The organism is Paenibacillus sp. sgz302164 (assembly GCF_056120505.1).
Genome location: NZ_JBVYOL010000044.1, coordinates 1 through 22,666, shown reverse-complemented (window position 1 = coordinate 22,666; position 22,666 = coordinate 1). Strand labels below are relative to the sequence as shown.

Annotated in this window: 22 protein-coding genes, 11 tRNA genes and 1 rRNA gene; 7 read left to right on the top strand and 27 right to left on the bottom strand. The window is 51.1% G+C overall.

The features are described 5' to 3' along the window. Positions 1–8: 8 nt before the first annotated feature. The 3 genes from AC0LWT_RS36920 to AC0LWT_RS36910 are packed head-to-tail and all read left to right on the top strand — an operon-like array spanning position 9 to position 4,077. A complete protein-coding gene (locus AC0LWT_RS36920; protein ID WP_474686796.1) occupies positions 9–1,097 on the top strand; it encodes an ABC transporter substrate-binding protein in 1,089 nt (362 codons plus the stop codon). Between the two features lie 8 nt (positions 1,098–1,105). Further along, on the top strand, positions 1,106–2,782 hold the full coding sequence (locus AC0LWT_RS36915) for an ABC transporter permease (protein ID WP_474686795.1): 1,677 nt from the start codon (positions 1,106–1,108) through the stop codon (positions 2,780–2,782). Next, entirely contained in the window at positions 2,782–4,077 is a 1,296-nt protein-coding gene (locus tag AC0LWT_RS36910; protein WP_474686794.1) for an MBL fold metallo-hydrolase, read from the top strand. Before AC0LWT_RS36915 ends, AC0LWT_RS36910 begins: the two co-directional genes overlap by 1 nt. Before the next feature lie 58 nt (positions 4,078–4,135). On the opposite strand, the gene AC0LWT_RS36905 is transcribed toward AC0LWT_RS36910, so the two are convergent. The 19 genes from AC0LWT_RS36905 to AC0LWT_RS36815 form a co-directional block, all read right to left on the bottom strand. Next, positions 4,136–4,723: an ATPase gene (locus AC0LWT_RS36905; RefSeq protein ID WP_474686793.1), complete on the bottom strand. Its 588-nt coding sequence runs from the start codon at positions 4,721–4,723 to the stop codon at positions 4,136–4,138. Next, positions 4,716–4,892 carry a hypothetical protein gene (locus tag AC0LWT_RS36900; RefSeq protein ID WP_474686792.1) on the bottom strand — a complete coding sequence of 59 codons (177 nt, stop codon included), beginning with the start codon at positions 4,890–4,892 and terminating at the stop codon, positions 4,716–4,718. Before AC0LWT_RS36900 ends, AC0LWT_RS36905 begins: the two co-directional genes overlap by 8 nt. A 226-nt stretch (positions 4,893–5,118) precedes the next feature. Beyond that, a tRNA-Gly gene (locus AC0LWT_RS36895) sits at positions 5,119–5,189 on the bottom strand. A 5-nt stretch (positions 5,190–5,194) separates the two neighbouring features. Further along, positions 5,195–5,268: transfer RNA gene (locus tag AC0LWT_RS36890), tRNA-Pro, on the bottom strand. Positions 5,269–5,292: 24 nt separating this feature from the next. Beyond that, positions 5,293–5,369: transfer RNA gene (locus AC0LWT_RS36885), tRNA-Arg, on the bottom strand. Positions 5,370–5,373: 4 nt separating this feature from the next. After that, positions 5,374–5,448, bottom strand: a tRNA-Gly gene (locus tag AC0LWT_RS36880). Positions 5,449–5,584: 136 nt separating this feature from the next. Further along, positions 5,585–6,283 (bottom strand): AIM24 family protein, encoded by a 699-nt coding sequence (locus tag AC0LWT_RS36875; protein ID WP_474686791.1) that lies wholly within the window; start codon positions 6,281–6,283, stop codon positions 5,585–5,587. Between the two features lie 13 nt (positions 6,284–6,296). Continuing rightward, positions 6,297–6,758, bottom strand: a complete 462-nt coding sequence (locus AC0LWT_RS36870) for a hypothetical protein (protein ID WP_474686790.1) — start codon at positions 6,756–6,758, stop codon at positions 6,297–6,299. A 174-nt stretch (positions 6,759–6,932) separates the two neighbouring features. Beyond that, positions 6,933–7,442: a ferritin gene (locus AC0LWT_RS36865; RefSeq protein ID WP_474686789.1), complete on the bottom strand. Its 510-nt coding sequence runs from the start codon at positions 7,440–7,442 to the stop codon at positions 6,933–6,935. Positions 7,443–7,552: 110 nt separating this feature from the next. Further along, positions 7,553–7,804 carry a DUF1450 domain-containing protein gene (locus tag AC0LWT_RS36860; RefSeq protein WP_474686788.1) on the bottom strand — a complete coding sequence of 84 codons (252 nt, stop codon included), beginning with the start codon at positions 7,802–7,804 and terminating at the stop codon, positions 7,553–7,555. Positions 7,805–9,035: 1,231 nt separating this feature from the next. Continuing rightward, positions 9,036–9,947: a protein phosphatase 2C domain-containing protein gene (locus AC0LWT_RS36855; protein WP_474686787.1), complete on the bottom strand. Its 912-nt coding sequence runs from the start codon at positions 9,945–9,947 to the stop codon at positions 9,036–9,038. Further along, positions 9,940–10,497, bottom strand: coding sequence for a GNAT family N-acetyltransferase (locus AC0LWT_RS36850; RefSeq protein ID WP_474686786.1), 558 nt, complete (start codon positions 10,495–10,497; stop codon positions 9,940–9,942). Before AC0LWT_RS36850 ends, AC0LWT_RS36855 begins: the two co-directional genes overlap by 8 nt. Further along, a complete protein-coding gene (locus AC0LWT_RS36845; protein WP_474686785.1) occupies positions 10,494–11,738 on the bottom strand; it encodes a Gfo/Idh/MocA family protein in 1,245 nt (414 codons plus the stop codon). The genes AC0LWT_RS36850 and AC0LWT_RS36845 overlap by 4 nt, the downstream gene beginning before the upstream one ends. 34 nt (positions 11,739–11,772) lie before the next feature. Continuing rightward, entirely contained in the window at positions 11,773–12,603 is an 831-nt protein-coding gene (locus AC0LWT_RS36840; protein WP_474686784.1) for a carbohydrate ABC transporter permease, read from the bottom strand. A gap of 13 nt (positions 12,604–12,616) precedes the next feature. After that, the gene (locus tag AC0LWT_RS36835) at positions 12,617–13,489 is read right to left on the bottom strand and encodes a carbohydrate ABC transporter permease (protein WP_474686783.1); all 873 of its coding nucleotides are present in this window, start codon (positions 13,487–13,489) and stop codon (positions 12,617–12,619) included. Positions 13,490–13,522: 33 nt separating this feature from the next. Further along, a complete protein-coding gene (locus tag AC0LWT_RS36830; protein ID WP_474686782.1) occupies positions 13,523–14,875 on the bottom strand; it encodes an ABC transporter substrate-binding protein in 1,353 nt (450 codons plus the stop codon). Positions 14,876–15,078: 203 nt separating this feature from the next. Then, positions 15,079–16,605, bottom strand: a complete 1,527-nt coding sequence (locus tag AC0LWT_RS36825; RefSeq protein ID WP_474686781.1) for a response regulator transcription factor — start codon at positions 16,603–16,605, stop codon at positions 15,079–15,081. Continuing rightward, positions 16,605–18,434, bottom strand: coding sequence for a sensor histidine kinase (locus tag AC0LWT_RS36820; RefSeq protein ID WP_474686780.1), 1,830 nt, complete (start codon positions 18,432–18,434; stop codon positions 16,605–16,607). The genes AC0LWT_RS36825 and AC0LWT_RS36820 overlap by 1 nt, the downstream gene beginning before the upstream one ends. A gap of 280 nt (positions 18,435–18,714) precedes the next feature. After that, the gene (locus tag AC0LWT_RS36815) at positions 18,715–19,233 is read right to left on the bottom strand and encodes a DinB family protein (RefSeq protein WP_474686779.1); all 519 of its coding nucleotides are present in this window, start codon (positions 19,231–19,233) and stop codon (positions 18,715–18,717) included. A gap of 125 nt (positions 19,234–19,358) precedes the next feature. Between AC0LWT_RS36815 and AC0LWT_RS36810 the strand changes: the two genes are divergently transcribed. From AC0LWT_RS36810 to AC0LWT_RS36795, 4 genes are all read left to right on the top strand, one after another. Further along, positions 19,359–20,315 carry a helix-turn-helix transcriptional regulator gene (locus tag AC0LWT_RS36810; protein WP_474686778.1) on the top strand — a complete coding sequence of 319 codons (957 nt, stop codon included), beginning with the start codon at positions 19,359–19,361 and terminating at the stop codon, positions 20,313–20,315. A 176-nt stretch (positions 20,316–20,491) separates the two neighbouring features. Further along, on the top strand, positions 20,492–20,935 hold the full coding sequence (locus AC0LWT_RS36805; RefSeq protein WP_474686777.1) for an SgcJ/EcaC family oxidoreductase: 444 nt from the start codon (positions 20,492–20,494) through the stop codon (positions 20,933–20,935). Positions 20,936–21,143: 208 nt separating this feature from the next. After that, positions 21,144–21,404 carry a hypothetical protein gene (locus AC0LWT_RS36800; RefSeq protein ID WP_474686776.1) on the top strand — a complete coding sequence of 87 codons (261 nt, stop codon included), beginning with the start codon at positions 21,144–21,146 and terminating at the stop codon, positions 21,402–21,404. Continuing rightward, positions 21,385–21,774 carry a retroviral-like aspartic protease family protein gene (locus tag AC0LWT_RS36795; protein ID WP_474686775.1) on the top strand — a complete coding sequence of 130 codons (390 nt, stop codon included), beginning with the start codon at positions 21,385–21,387 and terminating at the stop codon, positions 21,772–21,774. The genes AC0LWT_RS36800 and AC0LWT_RS36795 overlap by 20 nt, the downstream gene beginning before the upstream one ends. 76 nt (positions 21,775–21,850) lie before the next feature. Here AC0LWT_RS36795 and AC0LWT_RS36790 read toward each other — a convergent pair. The 8 genes from AC0LWT_RS36790 to rrf form a co-directional block, all read right to left on the bottom strand. Beyond that, positions 21,851–21,935, bottom strand: a tRNA-Leu gene (locus AC0LWT_RS36790). Between the two features lie 10 nt (positions 21,936–21,945). Then, positions 21,946–22,021, bottom strand: a tRNA-Lys gene (locus AC0LWT_RS36785). A 17-nt stretch (positions 22,022–22,038) separates the two neighbouring features. Then, positions 22,039–22,115 (bottom strand) — tRNA-Asp (locus AC0LWT_RS36780). 33 nt (positions 22,116–22,148) lie between these two features. Further along, positions 22,149–22,225 (bottom strand) — tRNA-Met (locus AC0LWT_RS36775). Positions 22,226–22,291: 66 nt separating this feature from the next. Then, positions 22,292–22,367: transfer RNA gene (locus AC0LWT_RS36770), tRNA-Val, on the bottom strand. Positions 22,368–22,405: 38 nt separating this feature from the next. After that, a tRNA-Glu gene (locus tag AC0LWT_RS36765) sits at positions 22,406–22,477 on the bottom strand. A 7-nt stretch (positions 22,478–22,484) separates the two neighbouring features. Then, positions 22,485–22,560, bottom strand: a tRNA-Asn gene (locus AC0LWT_RS36760). A gap of 5 nt (positions 22,561–22,565) precedes the next feature. Beyond that, positions 22,566–22,666, bottom strand: a 5S ribosomal RNA gene (gene rrf, locus AC0LWT_RS36755); the annotation flags it as partial.

Sequence of the window (22,666 nt, the reverse complement as noted above, 5' to 3'; positions counted from 1 at the left end):
TTTTATCAATGAAAAAGGGAACAGGGTTAAAAAACGGAGCGTTACTGGTACTTACGGCCATGGTCGGTTTCGGAATCGCAGGCTGCGGAGCCTCGCAGCAGACAGCGGCACCGGCAAACAGCGCTGCTCCAAAGACGGAGCAAACCGCACAGCCCGCTAAAGAGACAAAAACAGAAGAAAAGAAACTTAGCGGCAAACTTGTCGTATACAGCGCAGGCCCCAAAGAGCTGGCCGAGAGCATCCAAAAAGGCTATGAAGCCAAAACCGGCGTAAAAATCGAGATGTTCCAGGGCACAACGGGAAAAATTTTGTCCCGGATGGAAGCCGAAAAAGCCAATCCGGTAGTCGACGTAGTGGTGCTGGCTTCGCTGCCTTCCGCACAGGGCCTGAAGAAAAGCGGGCTTACCCTGGAATACAAAGAAGCGAAAAATGCCGACAAATTAATTCCGGAATGGTCGGATAAAGACGGCAGCTTCTTCGGTTACAGCGCATCGGCGCTCGGTATCGGCTACAACACGAAACTGGTGAAAAACCCGCCGAAGGAATGGGCCGACCTGACGAAGGAAGAATGGAAAGGCAAAGTGAACATTCCTGACCCGGCATTGTCCGGCTCTGCGCTGGATTTTGTGACAGGCTATTTGAGCACCAAAGGCGACACCGGCTGGGATCTGATCGATCAATTCAAGAAAAACGGCGTTGCGATGGCCGGCGCCAACCAGGAAGCTCTCGATCCGGTCATTACAGGCTCCAAAAGCGTTGTGGCGGCAGGCGTCGACTACATGACTTACCAGGCCAAAGCCAAAGGCGAGCCGATCGATATGATTTATCCTGCAAGCGGCACCGTCATCAGCCCTCGTCCCGCAGCCATTATGAAATCGAGCAAAAACGTGGACAACGCCAAAGCGTTCATCGACTACCTGTTGTCTGACGAAGCGCAAAAAATGGTTGCCGAAACGTACCTGCTGCCAGGCCGCAAAGACGTAGCTCCTATCAACCGTCCGGGCATCGATCAAATTCCGCAAATGAAAGTGGACTGGAACTGGATGGATAGCAACGGCGATGCCGTCACGAAGAAATTTACGCAGTTGTTCAAATAGAGGCTTGCATGTACAATACACAGACAGTTTCTTATAAAAAATTAGGGATGACGCTTGCCTTGCTGATCTTGGCGATGCTGGTGGTCGTCCCGCTTTTTTTCATTTTTTTAACGAGCGTGCACTCCGGCGAGCAGTTGGATTTGCTGGCTCCGCTGCGTACGATTATGGAAAATGAGCTCGGAGAAGTGTTCTGGAACTCCATCCAGCTCGGTCTGTACGTCGTCGCAGGGACGACAGTGCTGGCGCTGCCGCTGGCCTGGATATTATCCAGAACGGAATTGAAAAAGCATACCTGGCTCGATATCGTTCTGTTGATTCCGTTCATGACTCCGCCTTACATCGGCTCTATGGGCTGGATTTTGTTCATGCAGAAGAGCGGCTTTATGGAGCAGCTGCTGCCTCCCGCGGCCGTACTGACGCCGGTCTTTTTCAGCGAATTCGGCATGATTGCCATTATGAGCCTTCATTTATTTCCGTTTTTGTACCTGATTCTCCGCAACGCACTCGTGCAGATCGGCGGCAGCAAGGAAGAGGCGGCAAGCGTTCACGGCGGCGGCTTCCTGTACAGCTTCAGGCGCGTCGTGATGCCGCTGCTGCTATCCAGCTACGCGATGGGAGCGCTGCTCATCTTCGTCAAAACGATTGCCGAATTCGGCACGCCGGCCACGTTCGGCCGCAAAATCGGTTTCTATGTGCTTACTTCGGAAATCCATAAGTACATTTCGAGCTGGCCGATCGACTTCGGCAAAGCGACGGCGCTCGCTTCGATTTTGCTGAGCACCTGCCTGCTCATCTGGTATATCCAGACGCTCGTCAGCCAGCGGTTTACGTACTCGCTCGTCGGAGGCAAAGGCTCCCGCGGCAAGGTGTACCGCCTGAACGGCTGGACGCGCACGCTTGTATGGCTGTACGTGCTCGGTTTGATCCTGCTGTCCATCGGCGTGCCGTACTTCTCGATCATTTCGGCGTCGATGATGAAGCTGCGCGGCGTCGGCCTCGCGTGGGGCAACCTGACGCTGCACAACTACGCAGAGCTGCTCACTTGGGGCTCGAAAAGCATGCTGGCCATCTTGAACAGCTTGGGCTTGTCGCTGGTGGCGGCGACTTTGTCCGTCATTCTCGGCACCTATTTCGCCTTAATGATCGGGCGTGCCAAATCGTGGCCGCAGCGCTTGACCGACTTGTTCAGCCTGCTGCCGAATACGGTGCCGGGCATCGTTATCGTCGTCGGCCTGATCCTGCTGTGGAATGCGCCCTGGAATCCGATTCCGCTGTACAATACGTACGGCATGGTCGTCCTGACGTATACCGTCTTTTTCCTGCCTTACACAGTACAGTACGTCAAAGCGAATTTCGCCCAACTGGATGAATCGCTGTTTCAAGCCGGCCGGGTGTTCGGAGGGAGCGCCGCGTACATTTTCCGGCGGATTTTGCTGCCGCTCATCATACCGGGAATGGTCGCCGGATGGATGATGACCTTCACCATCTCGGTGCGCGAACTGGTCGCATCTCTTATGATTCTTCCCCCATCGATGGAAACGTCGGCGACGTACATTTTCTCGCAATTCGAGCAGGGCAAAGTATCGCTGGGCATGGCGATGGCCGTAGTATCCGTCGGACTGACGACGCTCATGCTGCTCGGCATCAACATCTTGAGCGCAAACAAAAAGTGGAGTGTGAAATAATGCAAGCAACCGTATGGGGCGGAGCCGGAGAGCACGGCCGCTCCAGCTATCTGATCGAACATCTTCAAACCCGCGTGCTGCTCGATTGCGGGGTCAAAAAGGAAGGCACCGGGGAGTACCCCTCCTTATCCGAGCAGACCGTAGCCGCACTGGATGCGGTTTTTTTGTCCCACGCCCATGAGGATCATTCGATGGCCGTTCCTATGCTGTATAAGCTTGGCTACCGCGGCAAAGTCTGGACGACGCGGGCCACGGTCCGGCAGCTGCCTGCCTACTTCGGCGCATGGAAGCAGTACGTCGCTTCCCGCGGAGGCAGCCTGCCGTACGAGGAGCGGCATATCGAGGCGGTTCAATACGTTTATATCGAAGAAGCGGCCGCTCCGGGGGAATGGCTGGCGATCTCGCCGAAGCTGCGCGTCTGTTGGGGCCGCAGCGGCCATCTGCCGGGCTCGATCTGGCTGCTGCTGCAGCTGGAGGACCGCCTCGCCTTCTTCTCCGGGGACTATACGGCGGAGTCGGCGCTGCTCGCTGCGGATCGGCCCGCGCTGCCTCCGGCAGCGGAGCGGCGCAATATGCCGCATCTCCCCATCGATCTGGCGATCGTCGATGCGGCCTATGCAACGGACCCGGATACGCAAGCTCAAAAGCTTGAGCAGCTAAGGCATGCGACCAGCGAAGCGATCGCGCGGGGAGAAACGGTGCTGCTGCCGGTGCCGACCTACGGCAGAGGCCAGGAGCTGCTGCTGTGGGCGCAGGAGACGTTTGCGGACACTCGCATCGTCGTCGAAAAAGAGCTCGTCGACGCGCTCGGCCAAATGCTGCAGTGGACAGAGTGGCTGCAGGAAGGCGCTGCAGCGCGCATAGAGCGCGGACTGCGCCATGGGCGCATGGTCACGGTAGACCATGAGGCGCAGCGCGTACAGGCGCTGGGCGGCGCGGAGGGCGCCATCGTGTTTACGAACGACGGCATGATGCAATCGCCGCGCTGCCTCTGGTACCACGAAACGCTGCGGCAGCGCGGCGGTTACCGCGTCATTTTGACCGGCCACCTGGCCCAGGGCAGCTTGGGCCAGCGCTTGCTGGACAGCGGCGATCCTTGCGCGCGCTTCGTCCGGTACAAGGTGCACCAAGGCATGCCGGACGTAAAATCGATGCTGGCCGCGCTGCCAAGCAAACAGACGGCGCTTGTCCACGCGCGCAAAGCGTCCACAGACGCATTGTGCGGCATTTTAGCCGCGGAGGGGTATGCGGGGCTGCATTCCCTGGTTATCGGGGACACGTTGACCGTAACCTGAGATTTTCCAAAACAAAACGGCCAGTGCGCGATCGCTCTGGCCGTTTTTGTTTGCTATCCTAAAATTCAAAATGGTGCACGATATTTTGAACCCACAAAGGGAGCTGGGCAACCTGATATTTCAGGACATTATGCTCTGTTTCCAACACGATTGTTCCAGCCGAGTCGCTATTGTCAATAACAATTAAGTGATCAATGAGCTGCTGATGGGAAAGCAGGTTTTGAATTGATGTTGTATGCCTTCTTATGATATCCTCAGTCGGAATATGGTGACCGCCATTCTGAACTCGAGCAGCAACCCGTTCGATGTTAAGCCGATAGTCTCCAAGTCCAACATAAAACATGGTGATCTCAAAGCCATGCTCTCTAGCATCTCTCATGAGTCGAATCACGTTTCCGCCAGCTAAGGTGGTTTCTACAGAAAAGTCACGTTTGTTACGTATACAGTCCCTAGCAAGTTTGATCGCTTCTTTCCCCGCAGATACTTTACGGCTATCCGGATAGTCTGCATCGATCCCGCGAGCCAAGGCATCGGGATCAATGTTGACACTAATTCCAAGACGGTCTACAAGCAAATTTCGAATCGTGCTTTTGCCACTACCGTTATTTCCGGCAAATACATACATGACTGCTACGGGCTCATTCATGAGGTAATTCCTGATCGCTTATTGGTATGATATCGCCATTTGTGTACTCTTTTACAATCTGTCCTTTATCTGTTTTATATACAATGTAAGTTCCGTTTGCTTTTGCATCCAGCTTTGCCCGCTCGCCTGTAAGCTTGATTAATTTATGCAAGTCTTGGACACGGATCATCGTAATTTCACCTTCCATCCCGTATGAAATCTTACTAGTATTATACCATAACTGCCACTATGGATTCAGATAGAGTCTCTTGGGGACCGTTTTTTCAGGGGTAAATCTACGGCAATCGCGCTCGAGATTTCGATCTGAGAGCATTTTTCCCCGCCGCTGCTCGCCGAAAAAACAAAAAAACCTCGCTGCGCAATATGCAGACAAGGGTTTTAAGCTTTTCTTATGAAGCGGGTGATGGGAATCGAACCCACGCTACCAGCTTGGAAGGCTGGAGTTCTACCATTGAACTACACCCGCGCGTATCGGGACGACACGATTTGAACATGCGACCCCCTGCTCCCAAAGCAGGTGCTCTACCAAGCTGAGCTACGTCCCGATAGTATGAAGCTTAGTAAAGAAATGGCGTGCCCAGAGAGATTCGAACTCCCGACCTTTTGATTCGTAGTCAAACGCTCTATCCGGCTGAGCTATGGGCACTTAATGGAGCGGAAGACGGGATTCGAACCCGCGACCCTCGCCTTGGCAAGGCGATGCTCTACCCCTGAGCCACTTCCGCATGGGTCATTCTGCTTGCCGTTCTCGTAATGTTTCTCAGAAGCGACAAGAAATAATATATCAGTATTTGCGAGAAAAAGCAAATGTTTTTTTAAAAAAATTTTTTCCAATGTTTATTTTCATTTTAAATTGAATCGTCATTTGATAAAAACCCCGCCGAACGGGATGACTTCCCGCGCGATTCGCTTCAGCAGGCTGTCGCTCTGCATATGTCCGTCCAGCTTGCGGTCGGGCTTGCAGGGCTGCAGAAGAACGGTCCCCCTGCCTGTCATCTCCCAGTGGTAGTTCATGTGCTGGCTGGCAAGCGTGTTCCCGTACACGCACGGACGCAGGCTCGCCTGCTGCGGATAAGCGACAAGGCACGCGGTATCGACGTACAGCGGCCGTTCGGGGTGAAGCTCCATGGCATACAGCGGCCCTGTTGTCATCAGCCCCAGCATGCCCGGTCCCTTGAATTTCATTTTCACAAAATCCTGTGTCAGGAGCGAGTTTTTCACGCTTTGAATATGCGAAGAGAAGCTCACGCCGTCGGTGAAAAACAACACATGGCGGAATTCATACAGGAGGTCGTCTTCGGTGCCAAGCGTAATCACTTTCAAATAGTATCCCTCGGGAAGTCCCAGCATAAACCTCGCAGGCCCATGAATCCGCGATTGGATCAGGCGCTTTTTTCGGTACATGCCGGGAAGCTTCATCAAGGAATCCTCTCTTTGCCCTGACAGCCCCTGAAAGGCGGCAATTTGATTCGGGTGCAGGACGTGAACGGATTCGTTAGCTTCGACAGCCAAAGTGGCCATACGGGCATGTTGATCGGCTTGCTCGAATGTCAGCTCCATATGGGCCGGCCTCCTATCGTAATCTTACTCTCTTCTTCTGCCTGCGCCAGACGATAAGGCGAACGATCCGTCCCAGCGCAAAATATAACACCAGCAGCGCTATCGCCGCCGACACTATGTAGGCGATTTTCCGGTTTCGCGCTTCCTTGTCGAGGGCAAGCTGTTCCATGGCCTGCAGACGCTTTTGCAGTTGATCGTTTTCTTGCAGCAACGCTTGATTTTGCGCCAGCAGACGCTCCTCGGTTTCCTGGGAACGGCGCATCGCTTCCGACAGCTTGTCTTTTTGCTCTTCCAGCTGCTGTTTCGTAGCTTCATAGTCTTTTTGAATCTGCTCCACATTGTCAGGCAGCTGATAAATGTCCCTGATCCGGTCCAGCCAACCGGAAGCCGCAGCAGGAGCGGAATACGAGCAATTGACCGCTATGAACAGCACACATACAATAAGTCCAATTCGAAAGCTCCTACGATTTTGCACAGTATCCCCCGTCCCCCGGCATAATCCGACGTTTCATAACAATATCTTTATCTCTATCATACTGCAAAACTGCTTCTGAAACCAATGAAACAACGCCCCGCGCAAAACCAAAAAACTTGCCCTCTCTCACAAATGTGTTTGTGAAAAAGAGCAAGCTTTTTCTGAAATCGTATCTTATTCCGCGGCCGGAGGAGTGAAAGTGCGCTGTGCAAATTCGGCATCCATCATAAAGAATGCGTTGCTGTCCTGATCGATCCGCTTCAGTTTGTTGATGATGCTGTCGAACATGGCTTCCTCTTCCACCTGCTCGTCAATGAACCATTTTAGAAAATGAATCGTCGCATGCTCCCTGTCGTTCAGCGCCAAGTCGGAAAGATGGTAAATCCGCCGGGTTACCTCTTGCTCATGTTGGAAGGCATGCTCAAAAGCGTCCAAAATCGATCTATACTCGTTTTGCGGCGTCTCCATTCCGCTGAAGGAAACTTTTTTCCCGCGGTCATTAATAAATTTGAAAATTTTCATCGCATGGAACCGCTCTTCTTCGGCTTGTACGATAAAAAAGTTTGAAAAGCCGTCGAGGCTCTCCGCGGCGCAATAACCGGCAATGGCCATGTAGACGTGCGCAGAGTAAAATTCGTAATTCATTTGCTCGTTGAGAGCTTCAGTAAGCGTATCGTTCAACATCTTTGCACACCTCTCTTATGGTTATCTTTTACGTATTCCCCACACATACAAGATTACCAGAATTGCACCAAGAAATACAAACGGAAATAACAGCTTCAGCAAATCGGTATTCATGCCATCACGCTTTCCGCTCTGGATTCGGCAATGATTTGTTTGAGCTGCGCGTATAACAAGTCGGGAGAGGCCGCGCACAACAATTCCGATTTGCCGATCATGGCGATGCATTGTTTTTTGCAGTGCTTGCAGTTGCCCAGACAGTCTTTTTTCTTCTGTTTCAAGTCCGGATATTCGTTTTTCAACGATTTATATATTTGTTTGGAGCCGAGTTTTTCATTTCTGCAGCAGTATTTGATCGTTTTCATGTATCCCTCTCCCCGCGCCTGGCTTGATACCGTCACTACTCATAATATTGATAATAATTATCAATGTCAATCAAAAAAACGGACGGCCCGGCCAACTCGCCGGCGATGAGATAAACCGTCAGGGAAATTCACCGCTCGCGCACCCTGCGGGTGACAAACGATTACATCCAACCGGAAATGGATCATCGGCATCACCGGCATAGTATAAAAACTGTGAATGACCAATATCACCAGCCACCCGCAGATACCTGTAAAAAAGAGGCTTTCCAAAAACTTGCCCACTGTCAGTTGAGCACGCAAAATCTGCGAAAGTCAGGCAGTGGAGCTCGCGCGCTGAGCCGGATGGACTAGCCACCTTGCTGTCTGGCTGCGCGGAGAAAGTCCGCAAAGTGCAGGTTTTCGTTCGTTCATACGCTGGAGACGAAACATTCCTGCAATTGTGCAGGCTTTTTGCCATTATCGAAAATCCCTGCTGCACCCTGCCTACCTGCACGAAGAAAACCTGCAAAAATACATGAATTTGCGGCCCTGATCATTGTCCACGAACAATTCCTGCAAAAGTGCAGGCTTTTCACCGAACAAATGGACACAGACTCACTTTCAGCAAAAATTCCTGCGCTTTTGCAGGTTTTTCGCCAAAATAAGCCAATTTCGCATGAAATACCTGCACTTTCGCAGGTTTTCTCCCTACCAAGCCGCTTCCTGCCCAGTTATGCAGTTCCACGGCCTACACCGGGAGAGGCGCGCGTTGGAACCCCACTGGTTCCCCTAACCCTACAAAGTGTCTCGGCTTTCTTAGGTTTTCACCCCAGACCAGCCTGCCAAGCCGCCGCATGACCACCCGCTGTGCAGCACTGCAGCCCACGCCGGGAGAGGCGCTCATTAGGAAAGAGCCAATGCACAACGCTAGCACCACCGTCTTTGGATGGCAAATGACTTGCAAAAACGTCCTGATGGCGGTAGAAAATTGCGCGATACCTCTTTCATGACGCCGGGCTGCAGTATTCATCGAATCTATGCTTGCCAAAACCCGAGAATATATAAATTCTGGCGTGTGAGATAACCCCCTATCGAAGTCTTTCGAAGATGAGCGAACGCGTTCAGAGGTAGGTTTATTCGCCAATAAGAATGCTGTTCTACGCGCACTGTAAAGAACTTTAAACATTCTTTTGTGGTCAAAAAAACCGCACCCGGAGCACACTGCGCCCCGATGCGGTTTTTTACAAGTGTTTCAAGAGAATTCCACAATAACGGCTGTTTTATCGTCCGATTTTTTGTGGCGGGGATACTGCTCGCATAAGGAGTCGAGCTCTTCCATGCAAACAAGCTCATCCATAAAGCGTTCGATTCCTTGTTCGTCCAGCCGGGAAAGGAACCGCTCCCATTTATGCGGATCGTCGGAGTTTTCGATAAAATGGAACAATCCGTCCGTTACGGCATACAGCTTAACGATGCCCGCTCTGGAAATGCAGCCGTATTCCATCGCATATTCAAGGGCGGGATCGCCGTTCATGACGGAGTAACCGTCAAGCGTGTTCGCTTTGCTGCGGTTGCTCTCGGACAAAGGCAGCAGCAGAGCATGAATCTCTTCCTGCGTCATCGCCCCGTCTTGCTGCAGCTCCCGCTTCTTGTTCAGCGTCAGCAGGTCGAGTGCGGCGACGTGATTTCTCGTCAGCACGCGGACGCTTCCGTCCTTATACCGCGCGAAAAGCATGCAATCGCCGCTTTGGATAAATTCAACCCGTTTGCCGTCCACTTGCATCACGGCAAATACAGCCCCCCAGCACGCCGGCTTGCAGTCCGGATCGATGCCGGCCGCCTGCATCCGCTGCCGCAGCTCGGCATTCGCCCGGAGCACGGCATCCTTCAGGCTGCCGCTCCGCTCCTCCGCGTGCAGCTCGGCAGCGAGCAGCTGCGCGGCTATATAGCCGCCGCTGTGGCCCAAGCCCGGGCCGGCGGAGCCGGAGACGCCGGAGCCAGAGCCAGAGCCAGAGCCGCTTGCCAGGGCGGAGACGCCGTCAATGACGCCATAAATATGGCGGCGATCATTGATCACCAAGGCGTCTTCATTCGGCATCGCACTCCCCGGCCGGGTGCCCGCTTGCACGCGCAGCCCCAAATCCGGCGCATTGTCGTCATTCATGTGGTTCGCTCCTTTGCTCCAGTTCAATATTCAACTGCCGGGATACATCCCTCCACCTGTCCGGATGATTGTCATGCCGGTAAACGGGATGGAACTGCAGTTTTACGTACGTTTTTATGGCCGGTAGGCGAAAATCGTCGGTTTCCAGGACGGCTTTTTGCCTGCCGTCCTCTTTCATTTGCCACAGCGCCGCAAGGCTCACGGCATACCCGAGCCCCTTGCCGGCGTAGTCCGGATGCACGCCCACCATATGCAAATATCCGCAATCGTCGCCCCATTCCGGTTCAAACCAGGCGGTCGCCGTCGCTACCGGGGTATCCCCGCAAAAAAGGAACAGCACGCGTTCCTCCCGAAAGTAAGGGCGATTCCCGATTTCGTCCCGAAAATCCCTGTCCCATCCAAAAGAAAGGCGGACGACGCTTTCCCAGCTTCCCTCGTCGCCCGGCACAAAGTGACGCAGGCTGAAGCCTGGCGGCAGCTCCGGGTGCGGCAGCCCGGTTAAGCTTTCTCTGCGCATGACCAACTGGGGGAGCTGTCTTTCAGCCGTCATTGCCCATCCCCCCGATGCGCTTTCCGATTTTTCCTGAAATCCGGAAACGTTACAGGCTGTCCGCCCTTCGCGGCGGATTCCATCGAAAGCGGAAAAATGCTGCTCCATAGGGCCGCGTCGTATACGTCAATCGCCGGCGGGCGTTTGCCGCGAACCGCCGAAGCGAACTCCTCTAGCACGAAAAAATCGCCTCCTTCGTGACCGGACGCAAGCGCATGTTCCTCCCACCGCCTCCAGAGCGGATGGTCGTACTGCGGCTGGTAGCGCCGGAGCGGCTCCCACATTTCCTCCCGCTCGTCATCGTGCCGCTGCCAATCTTTTAGTTCCATCCGCGGGGACCGCCCCTTGAACCAGATCAGATCGTCCTCCTGCTCATGGCGGGCCGACAGGTAAGCGCCCTCCGTCCCCTGCAGCACGTAATGCTTCTTGTTGTGCGGACGCGCGGACGTCCAATCGACGCGCAGCGTGATGAGCACGCCGCCGCGGGTTCGTATCGTCGTTACCGCCGAGTCTCCCTGCTTCCAGTAGTCTTCTTGCGCGGCGGGATGGCCGGCGCCCAACTGCTCGTGAAAGTGATGGCGCAAAGCCCGTGAATTGGATACGAAAGTTGACATGTACGCCAATTCATCGCTGTCTTGTTTGTTCAAGGCGATCCATTGCGCTAGCGGTCCGATCGAATGCGTCGGGTAATTCATCCCGTTATAGGAGTGATGAAGCTGGCCGCGCCACGTCAGCGAACCGTCCGGACTTAAACAGATCGGCCGCAAATCGTGTATGTATCCGCCCTCCATATAGGTGATTTCCCCGAACATCCCTTGCTCCGCCATATAATGAACGGCCAAATTCGAGCGCGTATAGCAATAGTTTTCGGCCATCATGTACACAAGCCCTGTCCGCTCCACGGTTTCGACAAGCTCCCAAGCCTCTTCCAGCGTGAGGGCGGCGATGACTTCGCTGAGCACATGCTTTCCCGCTTGCAGCGCCTCGATGGATTGGCGGGCGTGCAAGGGCATCGGGCTTGCCAAAAATACGGCGTCGATGCCCGGATTTTGCAGCAGCTGCCCGTAGTCCCGGCACAATTCAATCCACGGGTAATCCTGTTTCCATTGCTGTAAAACACCCTCATTGATATCGCAAATGGCGGCGAGTTGGATGTGTCCGGCCAGCGCTGCAAGCGTTTGCCGGAAACGGCCTCCCCGATTTCCGCCGACAATAGCCAAGCGCAGCGGTTGATGCGTCATGAATCGTTACCTCCAGTTGCTTATGCATATTATATTACTTGACGGAGCCGACGACGAGACCTTTTCGAATATACCCCTGCAGCGCAACGTAAATGATAAGTGGCGGCAGCGAGGTCATGAACAAGCCTGCCAAAAGCAGCGGGTAATCGGTGTCGAACCGCTTCAAAATCGTCGCCACCGCAACCGTCATCGTCTTCAGTTTATCGGATTGCAAAAAGATTAACGGCGTGAACAAATCGTTCCACCAGCCGGTCGCATTAAAGATCGCCAGCGTAATAATGCCGGAGCCCGACAACGGCACGATCATGCGCAGAAGCGTTTGAAAATAGCCGGTTCCGTCTATTTGGGCCGCCTCCAAAATTTCGTTCGGGATGCCGCGCATCAGCGAAGTCAGCAAAAAAATGTTGGACGGTACGCTCGTGATCGACCACATGAGAATGACCGACCACAGATTGTCCACGAGCCCCAGGCGCGACATCAGCAAAAAATTCGGAACGATAAACGTGATGCTCGGGATCGTCATCGTGGCGATGATGAGCATGTACAGCGCGGACCGGTGCCTGAACCGTATTTTGGCGAACGCGTAGGATGCGGGAATCGCAATAAGCATCGATAGCACGAAAGCCGCGGCGACGCAGAACAGCGTATTGCCGAACAGGCGTACCACATCGAAGCGCAAATACAAGGCGGCGTAGTTCAGCATATGCCATTGATCGGGAATGCCGCCGGGATTTTTGAAAAAATCGACGGCGGTCCGCACGCTGCTCATTCCCATAAACAAAATCGGATACAAATCGACGATGGCGATCGCGGCCAGGATGAAATAAATGACCATATTTGCAAGTAGCGATCTTTTTCTGGACATGCCGCAAGCTCCTTTATTCCTGAAAGCGGTCGGACAATTTGATTTGTCCCCACGAGACGATCAATACGATGACGAACAAGACGATGGACAATGCGCTCGCATAACCGAGCTGGTCCGGCGACTGAAACGCTTTGATATAGATCATGTAGTCGATTGGCGTCGTTTCCAGCCCCGGCCCTCCCCGGGTAACGGAAAATACGAGCGAGAACAAGCCGATAAAACAATAAATGACGTTGGTTACCGTGAAATAAACGATCGTCGGCACGAGGGACGGAATGATGATATGGAACAGCCGCTGAAACCAGTTCGCGCCGTCCATGCTGGCCGATTCGAATATTTCGTGCGAAACGGACGATAGACCGGATAAAAAAATGAGCGTTCCTTGCCCAAGCGTTTGCCAGTAAAAGCAGAAGATAAGCACCATGAATGCCGTAGGCACGTACGAGAGCCAGTCCATATCTCCACCGGGAAGCCCGAGGGCGCGGATGAATTGATTGACAACGCCGGACTGGGCAAACATCGTCCGCATCAGCAAGCCGACTACAACCGCCGACAGAATGGTCGGGATGTAAAAGACCGATCTGAAAAAACGCCACCCCGGCACTTCCTCGAACAAAAGCACGGATACGATCAGCGAAAGCAGCAGTATTCCCGGAACCGACAGCAGGAAAATAACATTGTTGCGCAGAAGCGTCCATAATTGGCCGTTCGTAAAAATAAACTTGTAATTGTTGAGTCCGATCAAGTAGGACGTGTTTCCATCCCACTTGGTAAAGCTGTGAAACCATGTATTGACCATTGGATAAAAAACAATAACGGCCAGCCCGACAAATGCGGGCAGAAGCGATAAGTAGCCGGATAACGTTTCTTTGGTACGATAATGCATCGCAGGAAGCCTCTCTTTATAAATGAAGCCTGTTTATTTTTGGGCCAATAGCTCGTCCCGCTTCTGATCCAGTTTGGTCAGGAAATCTTGGGGAGCAAGCTGCTGCTTAATGACCAGTGTGTTCAAAGAGCTGATGTATGACGACAATTCGGATGGATAAATGTTGTCCGGCCAAAAAATCGTGCTCGTCTCGTTCGCCCATTTTTGCTGCTGAATAACCAGCGGATCGTCGGTAATTTTGCTGACATCGCTCTTCTTCACGTTGAGCAGCTTGCCGTACCCGTCCTTGAAGCGGGCAGCTTGTTCTTCCTCGCTCAGCAGGAACAAAATAAATTTCATCGCTTCTTCCGGGTGCTCGGACGATTTGGATACGACGAAGTCGGCTCCGCTGCCCCCTACCCCGCCGTTATGCACAAGCGCGGTTTCGCTGTAATCGGGAATTTTGATCATGCCCAGGTTGTCGCCGAGCGCCTCGCGCGCTTCCTTGATGTAGCTGAATCCGCCGAAGATGAGCGCCACCTTGTTGTTATAAAACTGGGTTTTCGCCTGATCGGTCGTGACATAACCGCTTTTGTAAAGCTGAACGTATTGATCGACTACACTAAGCAGCGTAGGGTTGTTGAATTTCATTTTCCCGTTCACGATGTCGTTGATGCCGGACGTTCCGACCATTTGCGCGAACCAGTAGTCGAGGAAGTATACGAAATCGCCGTCGTCGCCCATACCGATCGGGGTAACGCCCTTGTCTTTCATTTTTTGCAGCATGGCCGTAAACTCTTTGGCGTTTTTGGGGTTCGCTTTTTCCGGATCGACGCCGGCGTCCGCGAACAGCTTTTTGTTGTACAAGATGCCGATTGTGCCGTCGCTGCCGTCAGGAACGCCGTAGATCGTGCCTTGGTCGGCGAAATTTTCGGTAACCGAGTTCCATCCGGTCAAGGCGTCGATGTCCTCTTTTTTCAGGAACGAATTGAGCGGCTGCAAATATTGCTTCAAATCAAGCGTATAATTGCCCGACCACAGGTTCGTAATATCGGGGCCGTTTTTGGCGATGCCCGCCGTTTGGAACTTGGTCATCGCGTTCGTGCCGTCCGGAATATCCTGAATATCGATCGTAATGCCCGGATGCGCCGCTTCATACCGTTTGATCGCTTTGTAAATATAGAAATCTTCTTTTTTCTTCGTTTTGTCGTTCTCGTCAATTGTCGGGTAGGATGTGTTCCAAAATACCAGCTTCACATTTTTCTGTGTGCCGCTGCCCGCAGCGTCGGCGTTTTGCGTTGAAGCGGGACCGGTCGTCTCGCCGGCTCCCTTGTTGCTGCTGCAAGCCGCAGTCAGACCGATGCATGCGACGAGCAGCAGTGCCATCCATTTTTTCCGTGTTACCATGCGATTTCTCTCCTCCTGTTTATCCGCTGTTCTTTGTAGGCTTGCTAGGACTATTATAGAAAAAGCGATGCCGACCGGACATTACAGGATCTGACCGATTATTTATCTTTTTATCCCCAAATCGCGGGAATGTAAATATTCCATAAAATGTTTGTAAATAACGGGTTATGCCATTTATCATGTTTAGTTATCAAGGTTCGCGGTCATGGCTGCAAATAACGGGACGGGGAAGCTCCGCGTACCTTTTTGAACATGCGGGTAAAAGAGCTCAAGTTCAAATAACCGAGTTTCTCGGAAATTTCGGTCAAGCTTTTGCCGTTTTTCATCATCATGATGGCCAGCTCTGTTTTTTCGTACAGCACGAATTCGGTAAAGCTCATACCGTTCACTTCCCGGAACAGCCTGCTCAAATAAGAACTGTTCAAGTGAAAGGTGTCGGCAATTTCCTGCTGGGATATTTCTTGATGCAAATGATTTTTAATATATTGTTTGATCAGAACGATGATTTTGGTTTTGTCGTAAATGGAATTGGTCAGCGAAAGCAGGCGTTCGGCCCGCTCCATGTCTTCGATAAAAATCGCGGCCGTTTGCTCCAGCTTTTGCGTAGCGTACAGTTGATCGACCAACTGATGGTTGGGGATCGGTTGTTCCTGAACAAGCTCTTCGCAGGCGGACCAAATTCGGAACAAAAACTCCGTAAACGTATTTTTGACAATGTTGGGGTTCAGGCGGGGGGAACGGATCAGTTCGGCTTTCAAATCGGCAATTTTTTGCTTGGCTGCGGCAAATTGCAGCGTGCCGATGCACTCGTAGATCTCTTTTTTTATTTCCTGCACTTGCTCGGACATCATTTCGCTCCAAACGATCGCTTCGTCGTAAATACGCTCGTCCGTGTCATAGTACTGCAGCTGCAGCAGCTCGCCGGCTTTGCGGTCATGCGCTTGCCATTCGTGGGGATGGAGGAATACTGCGCTCAAACCGATTGAAAAATGGATGTCCTCCTGTTCGCTGACGTTCCGCATCCAGTGCGCAATGTCCGATGCGGCGGGAAAGCCGGAGCCGATGAAATGCCATCTCTGCCTTTGCCCCTCTTTCACGCCGCCGATAATCGACTCCCCGAACTGCCGCAAGACAAGCTGCTCCAGCTTCATAAGTTTGGCGTCGGTTTGCGATTTGGCGTTCAATTGGATGACGCAGGCCTGAAATTGCCCCGCCTTCAGCGCTGGAGCCGATTCCGGCAGTTGATGGCGGATTTGATCCGCGCTCGTCACGGCCCCGTTCAGCCAGCTTTGCAAAAAAGCTTTGACCGGCAAGGCCGCTGTTTGAATCGCATCCGCCCGCAGCTCCTCGTTCCGTTTTGTCCGTTCAACGGAAAGATTTTGCAAAATGTCGCACAGCTCTTTCATATCCAGCGTCGATTTCAATAAAAAGTCGGTCACCTGCAGTTGAATGGCTTCCCGCGTATATTTCATATTGTGATGGCATGTCAGCACGATGAATTGAGTTCCCGCTCCATGCGTTTTGGCAAAGCGGATAAACTTCAGCCCGTCCATCTTCGGCATCTCGATGTCGACAAGCACGATGTCGGGAAGGTGCTGCTTGAACATTTCGTACGCTTCGATGCCGTCCTTGGCTTCGCAGACGAGGTCCATGCCGAGCGTAGACCAGGGAATCGCCTTTCTTAAGCCAAGCCTGACCAAAATTTCGTCTTCAACTATCATCACTTTCATCAAGATTCCCCCGCTTTCTCATGATCCGCCGTTCTATAGGGAAGGGTGATCGTTACTTGCGTATATTCGCCGATCCGCGAATCGATTGCGATGCCGGAAGCTTCTCCGTATTCCAGGCGGAACCGCTGCTGCAAATTAATGAGGCTAATCCCGGAAGATTGCCGGCTCGGGCGTTGTTTCCAATCGGACTGAAATAGCCGGTTGACAGTCGCCTGCTCCATTCCGATGCCGTTGTCCCGTATGACAATAGCCAGCGTCCCATCCCGAACGCGGGCCTGCACCAGCACGTGCGGTTCTTTGTCGAAAGGATCGGCAAACCCGTGAGTAATCGCATTCTCCAGTATGAGCTGCAGTGAAAATTTCGGGATCGTCGCTTGCCGCGAAGGCTCGTCCAATTCAAGCTCGACATGGATTTGCCGCATCAGCCGGATTTCCTGAAAACGAACGTAGCTCATCGTATAATCTTTTTCCTCTTCCAGCGTGCTGTAGAGCACATCCGTATTTTTCAACGTATAGTCCAGCATCCGGGTCAACGACAAAATCGCTTCCGCCATCGTATGGCTGCCGTCCAAAACAGCCAAAAACCGCAAAGCGTTCAAAGAATTATGCCAAAAATGAGGACGCATTTGCTCCTGCAGCGAATGCAGTTCCAGTCTTCTTTTCTCGCTTTCTCCGCGCTTAATCGTTTGAAATTGTTCATGGATTTGCTCGAAAAAAAGAAAAATTCCGCGGTTTAACGTCTCGATCTCTTTAAATCCTTTGTACGCATAAGGGGCGGGAGTCAAGCCGTTCCCCGCATTTCCCGCGTTTCTCACGATTTTCGATAATTGCCCGATGGGCAGCGTCACTTTCGTGTACAGAATGCAAAAGAAGGTGACGATCAACAAAATCGACAGCGCCGTCATGAACGCGGTTGTCCGCCAAATGTTGATGCTGTCCGCTTGCAGCAAATGCGGCGGGATTAGCGAAACCATCGTCCACGGCGTGGAGGAAATTTGTTTGAAAATCAAATAATACTCGGTTCCGTTCAGCCGGATTTTTTGCGTGCCCGTATCCGTGTTGCGGGTTTTTACCGTCTGGTAAATGCTCTTCAACGAGTTGGTGTCCTGAGACAGCGCCGGAGCCAAATTTTCATTTTGAAAAATTTTTTGCCCGTCCCCGGAAAGAATGAAAACCGGGTTCTGCTCGTTGATCTGAGCTCTGTTCAACATGCGTTCGATCAAGGCTCCGTTCATCTCAATAACGAGAATGCCCAGGGAGCGGTTGTTCTGGATGATATTTTTACTGACGTACATGGCGTTCGCAAAAGCATCGCGATGAAAATCCGCAGTCACGTTCCAGTGAAGATAATTGTTATCGAGCGATATGCGCTGGTAATACCAAGGGAAAGTGGACACCGTTTCTTTGAGCCGCTTCTCCTCCCAGACGTTCAAAGCCGGATAAGCGTACAGCCCTTTCTGATCGGTAAGGATTTGAATATTGATAGGAAGCCTGACATGATAATATTCCGAAAACAGGCGAATTTGCTCTTCCGTCTTTATTTTGATTTGAGTGCCGTCCGACTGCAGAGCGCCGATTAAATCCGGATTATTGGATAATGCGCGCGCAAAATCGTCCATATAATTTAAATTACTGGATATGTTGACCGACAAGGAATCCATATTTTCAACGATCATTTGGTGGTACTGCTCTTCGATCGTCCGCGTCGATTGCTTGCTGATGACATAACCCTGAAAAGCTATGAGAAACAAGATCAAGAGAGAAATCAAAATAAACAGCAGCAGCCTCCAACCGGAAAAAAACGTACGAATATTATGTCCCCAGCTCAAGTGTACTTATCTCCCCGCCTTTAGTCTTAATAGTCAATTATAGCAGGCTTCAACAAAAACAATTTTTAAGATTGCATTAACGAAACGTTACTCCAAGCGCAATGGGAACACGGAGTGACGGCAGGGGTATCGTAAAAACAAAAAATCACCCTGAGGGGTGACTTATAAATGTATCGATTTTGCGGCCCGCGACACCACCGGCCATTTTGCAGGCTTTGTGAACGGTCAAGCCAATCCACCGTCTTGGGACGTTACAAGTACAAGCTGTGATATGGTTCGGCTATAGCGTCCATGAATTGGATGCCGGACCATACAAGTCAAGCATAGATACCGGAAGTCCCAACTGCTTCATGTAGGTGAACATTTGACCCCGGTGATGATAAATATGCGTCGTGATCTCCATCAACCATTTTATTTGAACAGCCGGTTGATGTTTGGCAAAGAATGGGGCGGTTGATTTATAAAGCAGCTCCTTTTCATCCAAGGAATTCATGTAGCTTTTTAACTCATGGAATCCGCGGTGCATGACATCCGACAAAGAGGCAGCGTCTCTTAGATGCATGACCGATATGGCCAGATTCCTCACTTCCTCCTTGGATTGCTCCTGCAGGATGGCTAGTTCCAGCGCAGGGACGTGGACAAGATGACGGGCAAGCTCGAGCAAACTCCGCATATTCTCGCCGGGGCGATACTCCCATTGATCCTCTTTGATTATGGAGAGCAATGCATTGGTTGTGGTAAGAGCTAGCTCCATTTCTTGAAAAAGAAGTTCTTTGATGTGGGAAATATTTTGATTCATCCTCTCTCATCCTTTCTAATCTACAAAAGTAGTGTCGTCAATGACTATAGCACGCAAATAAGTCAGTTCTTGGCTTATTTGCATGGTAAAATAGATGAAAATACGCGGCGAGGAATGATCTCGATTTGATAAAATCACAGCGCCTAATTCGATTAATGATGGTGATCAACGCTAAAAAATCGTTTACCGTTAGAGAACTCGCCGACGAGTTTGGTCTGTCTCCGCGCACGATCACCCGAGATTTACAGGAATTGAGCGAAGTCGGCTTTCCCATTTATACGGTACAGGGACGCGGCGGCGGTTATCGTCTGCTTCAGGAGAGGATGCTACCGCCGATTGCCTTTTCGGAGAACGAGGCAGTCGCCGTTTTTTTCGCTTGCCAATCTTTACAGTATTTCGGTTCGGTTCCTTTTGATGAGAGTGCGGCTTCGGCGATTCATAAGTTTTATCATTATTTGCCTGCCAGCGCGAAGGAACAAATCGATCGGCTCAGGAATCGAGTGGTAATCTGGAACCCTCATCGAACCATGTCCGCGGATTGCCTCCAAATCTTGATGCAAGCGATCATGATCAACAGCGTTGTGACGATCGCCTATAAATCCAACGATGGAGAGACGCAAAGAGAAATTCAACCAATCGGCCTCTATGCGAGCGAAGGATACTGGTACTGTCCGGCTTACTGTTTCCTGCGGCAAACGTACCGACTTTTCCGCGCGGATCGCATCGTCTTCGCTAGCTTGAACGATTCGTTTCCTTATAGGGAAGATTTGAGCGATAGATCGGTCTTTGATTGGATTACCCCAAATTTGGCACGTTTTAAAGATCAATGCGATTTGATTGTCGAGCTTACGGAGGAAGGCGTACGTTTGCTTGAAACCAGCGTTTGGTTTGGACCCTATATTGAGGTTCGCGAAGACGGAGGCAGAGGCGGAAAAATCAAAATTCGAATTCCTGTACAAAAAATATCTTTTTTTGCGGATTTGATCTGGCAACTGGGAGGGGAAGCGAGGATTTTGGAACCTGCAGCAGCTGTAGATTACATCAAACAAAAAATAGAAACGACCAGACAACTTTACCTTTGAACCGGCTGACGTCTGACAAAATGACCAAGGGGCACGAAACCAAAATTTGGCTCTCGGAGCTTCGTGGAACATATTTGAAAACAAGATTGTATTGTCCCATGAAAAATAATACATGCTATAATTGGAGGAGCCGACTGCTCGTGGTCTTAATAACGCCTTTTCAGGAGGAATGGATAATGGATGATACAGATGAAATTCAAGCACTCTACGAACAACTATTAGCTGCGTGGAATAATCGAAGTGCTCGTGGGATGGCTGAATTATTCTCTGAAAATGGTGAGCTTATCGGCTTTGACGGGAGTCAGGCGATTGGATCGGATGAGATATACTCACACCTGAATCCAATTTTCCAGGATCACCCCACTGCTCGATTTATAAGCAAAGTCAAAGAGGTGCGATTTCTAACTTCAAATGCAGCTATACTACGAGCCATTGCAGGTATGGTGCCTCCTGCACAAACAGACATTAACCCAAAAGTTAACACACATCACACTTTAGTTGTCGGTAAAACTGGAGGAAGTTGGCGTATAGAGCTCTTTCAAAATACACCGGCTCAATTTCATGGAAGACCTGAGTTAGTGGAGCAAATGACAGAAGAATTAAGACAACTTCTCAAATGATCCAAAATTCCTTTTACGCTCATTCTTCGCGAAAGCCTGAGCATCAGGCAAAATAAAAAGGTTCCTAATCCGCATCAAAAAGCAGATCAGAAACCAAACGACCATTGATTGCTTCATTGAAACTCTCTGTTAGTTCCGAGTCGACATGGCACATCCACGGCGTTAATGGTAATATTAGTTTACTAGCTCTTAACTGGAGGTGTCCTTGATGAACTGGAATGAAGTCAGAAAACTGTACCCCGACCGTTTTGTAAAACTCCAAATCTTAAAGTCCCACATTGAAAATCAAGTGCGATATGTTGACGATATGGCCGTTATCCAAGCTTTTGATGACGAGAAAGAAGCAACTAGGGAATTGGTTCGCTCAAAGGATGACGTTCTCGTATATCATACCGGAAAAGAAAAAATTGAAATTCAAATCAAGCAATTGTTCGGGTTCAGGGGTCAATATGACAAACATCGAGTATAGAGATGGGCTCTTGTTCACTTCAATGGAGATTTTCTTTCGAGGGAAATCAATTGTAGTTGAAAATATTGTTGTTGATACCGGAGCCGCAGAAACAATCATTTCCCCCGACATTGTAGAGGAGATTGGTATTTTTGCTGAGCTAGACGATTATGTACATTCTTTTTATGGCATAGGCGGGAGTTTGCACAATTTTTTCTCCAAACAAGTTGAAGAAGTAAATCTTGGGTCAGTGAGTCTCAGCAAGGTGAAGTTGGATTTTGGAGTTATCGATCCCGAAGGAAACATTAATGGACTTCTCGGGCTTGACATTCTTATGAAGTTAAATGCTGTGATTGATTTGAAGAAGTTAGCCATAACTTTTGAGAATTAAACAGTGCGTAACAAGCCAGCGACTATAAATAAAAATAAACCCCTCAAACAATCGAAGGGTTCCGTTTTAGGTGTGATGCGGTCGAGAGGACTCGAACCTCCACGGGGGGTTAGCCCACACGGACCTGAACCGTGCGCGTCTGCCAATTCCGCCACGACCGCAAGTAAAACATGGTGAGCCATGTAGGACTCGAACCTACGACACCCTGATTAAAAGTCAGGTGCTCTACCAACTGAGCTAATGGCTCTAATTCAATTGTAAAAATGGCGGAGCCGACGGGATTCGAACCCGCGGTCTCCTGCGTGACAGGCAGGCATGTTAGGCCTCTACACCACGGCTCCACACTGGATAAAACAACTTAACCTTTAGGAGGTTGGTTGCGGGGGCAGGATTTGAACCTGCGGCCTTCGGGTTATGAGCCCGACGAGCTACCGGGCTGCTCCACCCCGCGTCATTAGGACCTTGTTAGAGTCTCCATTTAATAACGAAATATGTACCAACTACGATATTTCATTAATGGTGGAGGCTGACGGGATCGAACCGCCGACCCTCTGCTTGTAAGGCAGATGCTCTCCCAGCTGAGCTAAGCCTCCATGGGATATCGGAATCACCTTTGTATGGTGAAACCTTATGACCCGTAGGGGATTCGAACCCCTGTTACCTCCGTGAAAGGGAGGTGTCTTAACCCCTTGACCAACGGGCCTTGAAAATGGCTCCCCGAACAGGACTCGAACCTGTGACAACTCGATTAACAGTCGAGTGCTCTACCAACTGAGCTATCAGGGAACAGTGCTTGGCAACGTTCTACTCTCCCAGAACCCTTCGGTTCAAGTACCATCGACGCTGGAGGGCTTAACGGTCGTGTTCGAGATGGGAACGCGTGGATCCCCTC

What these genes read in the sequence shown, in the direction of transcription:
- AC0LWT_RS36875 (WP_474686791.1), bottom strand. Translation starts at nt 6,283, where the DNA reads ATGGAGCTGACATTCGAGCAAGCCGATCAACATGCCCGTATGGCCACT.
- AC0LWT_RS36905 (WP_474686793.1), bottom strand. Translation starts at nt 4,723, where the DNA reads ATGAATGAGCCCGTAGCAGTCATGTATGTATTTGCCGGAAATAACGGT.
- AC0LWT_RS36915 (WP_474686795.1), top strand. Translation starts at nt 1,106, where the DNA reads ATGTACAATACACAGACAGTTTCTTATAAAAAATTAGGGATGACGCTT.
- AC0LWT_RS36835 (WP_474686783.1), bottom strand. Translation starts at nt 13,489, where the DNA reads ATGCATTATCGTACCAAAGAAACGTTATCCGGCTACTTATCGCTTCTG.
- AC0LWT_RS36860 (WP_474686788.1), bottom strand. Translation starts at nt 7,804, where the DNA reads ATGAAAACGATCAAATACTGCTGCAGAAATGAAAAACTCGGCTCCAAA.
- AC0LWT_RS36845 (WP_474686785.1), bottom strand. Translation starts at nt 11,738, where the DNA reads ATGACGCATCAACCGCTGCGCTTGGCTATTGTCGGCGGAAATCGGGGA.
- AC0LWT_RS36900 (WP_474686792.1), bottom strand. Translation starts at nt 4,892, where the DNA reads ATGATCCGTGTCCAAGACTTGCATAAATTAATCAAGCTTACAGGCGAG.
- AC0LWT_RS36795 (WP_474686775.1), top strand. Translation starts at nt 21,385, where the DNA reads ATGACAAACATCGAGTATAGAGATGGGCTCTTGTTCACTTCAATGGAG.
- AC0LWT_RS36830 (WP_474686782.1), bottom strand. Translation starts at nt 14,875, where the DNA reads ATGGTAACACGGAAAAAATGGATGGCACTGCTGCTCGTCGCATGCATC.
- AC0LWT_RS36850 (WP_474686786.1), bottom strand. Translation starts at nt 10,497, where the DNA reads ATGACGGCTGAAAGACAGCTCCCCCAGTTGGTCATGCGCAGAGAAAGC.
- AC0LWT_RS36815 (WP_474686779.1), bottom strand. Translation starts at nt 19,233, where the DNA reads ATGAATCAAAATATTTCCCACATCAAAGAACTTCTTTTTCAAGAAATG.
- AC0LWT_RS36920 (WP_474686796.1), top strand. Translation starts at nt 9, where the DNA reads ATGAAAAAGGGAACAGGGTTAAAAAACGGAGCGTTACTGGTACTTACG.
- AC0LWT_RS36910 (WP_474686794.1), top strand. Translation starts at nt 2,782, where the DNA reads ATGCAAGCAACCGTATGGGGCGGAGCCGGAGAGCACGGCCGCTCCAGC.
- AC0LWT_RS36825 (WP_474686781.1), bottom strand. Translation starts at nt 16,605, where the DNA reads ATGAAAGTGATGATAGTTGAAGACGAAATTTTGGTCAGGCTTGGCTTA.
- AC0LWT_RS36840 (WP_474686784.1), bottom strand. Translation starts at nt 12,603, where the DNA reads ATGTCCAGAAAAAGATCGCTACTTGCAAATATGGTCATTTATTTCATC.
- AC0LWT_RS36855 (WP_474686787.1), bottom strand. Translation starts at nt 9,947, where the DNA reads ATGAATGACGACAATGCGCCGGATTTGGGGCTGCGCGTGCAAGCGGGC.
- AC0LWT_RS36865 (WP_474686789.1), bottom strand. Translation starts at nt 7,442, where the DNA reads ATGTTGAACGATACGCTTACTGAAGCTCTCAACGAGCAAATGAATTAC.
- AC0LWT_RS36800 (WP_474686776.1), top strand. Translation starts at nt 21,144, where the DNA reads ATGAACTGGAATGAAGTCAGAAAACTGTACCCCGACCGTTTTGTAAAA.
- AC0LWT_RS36805 (WP_474686777.1), top strand. Translation starts at nt 20,492, where the DNA reads ATGGATGATACAGATGAAATTCAAGCACTCTACGAACAACTATTAGCT.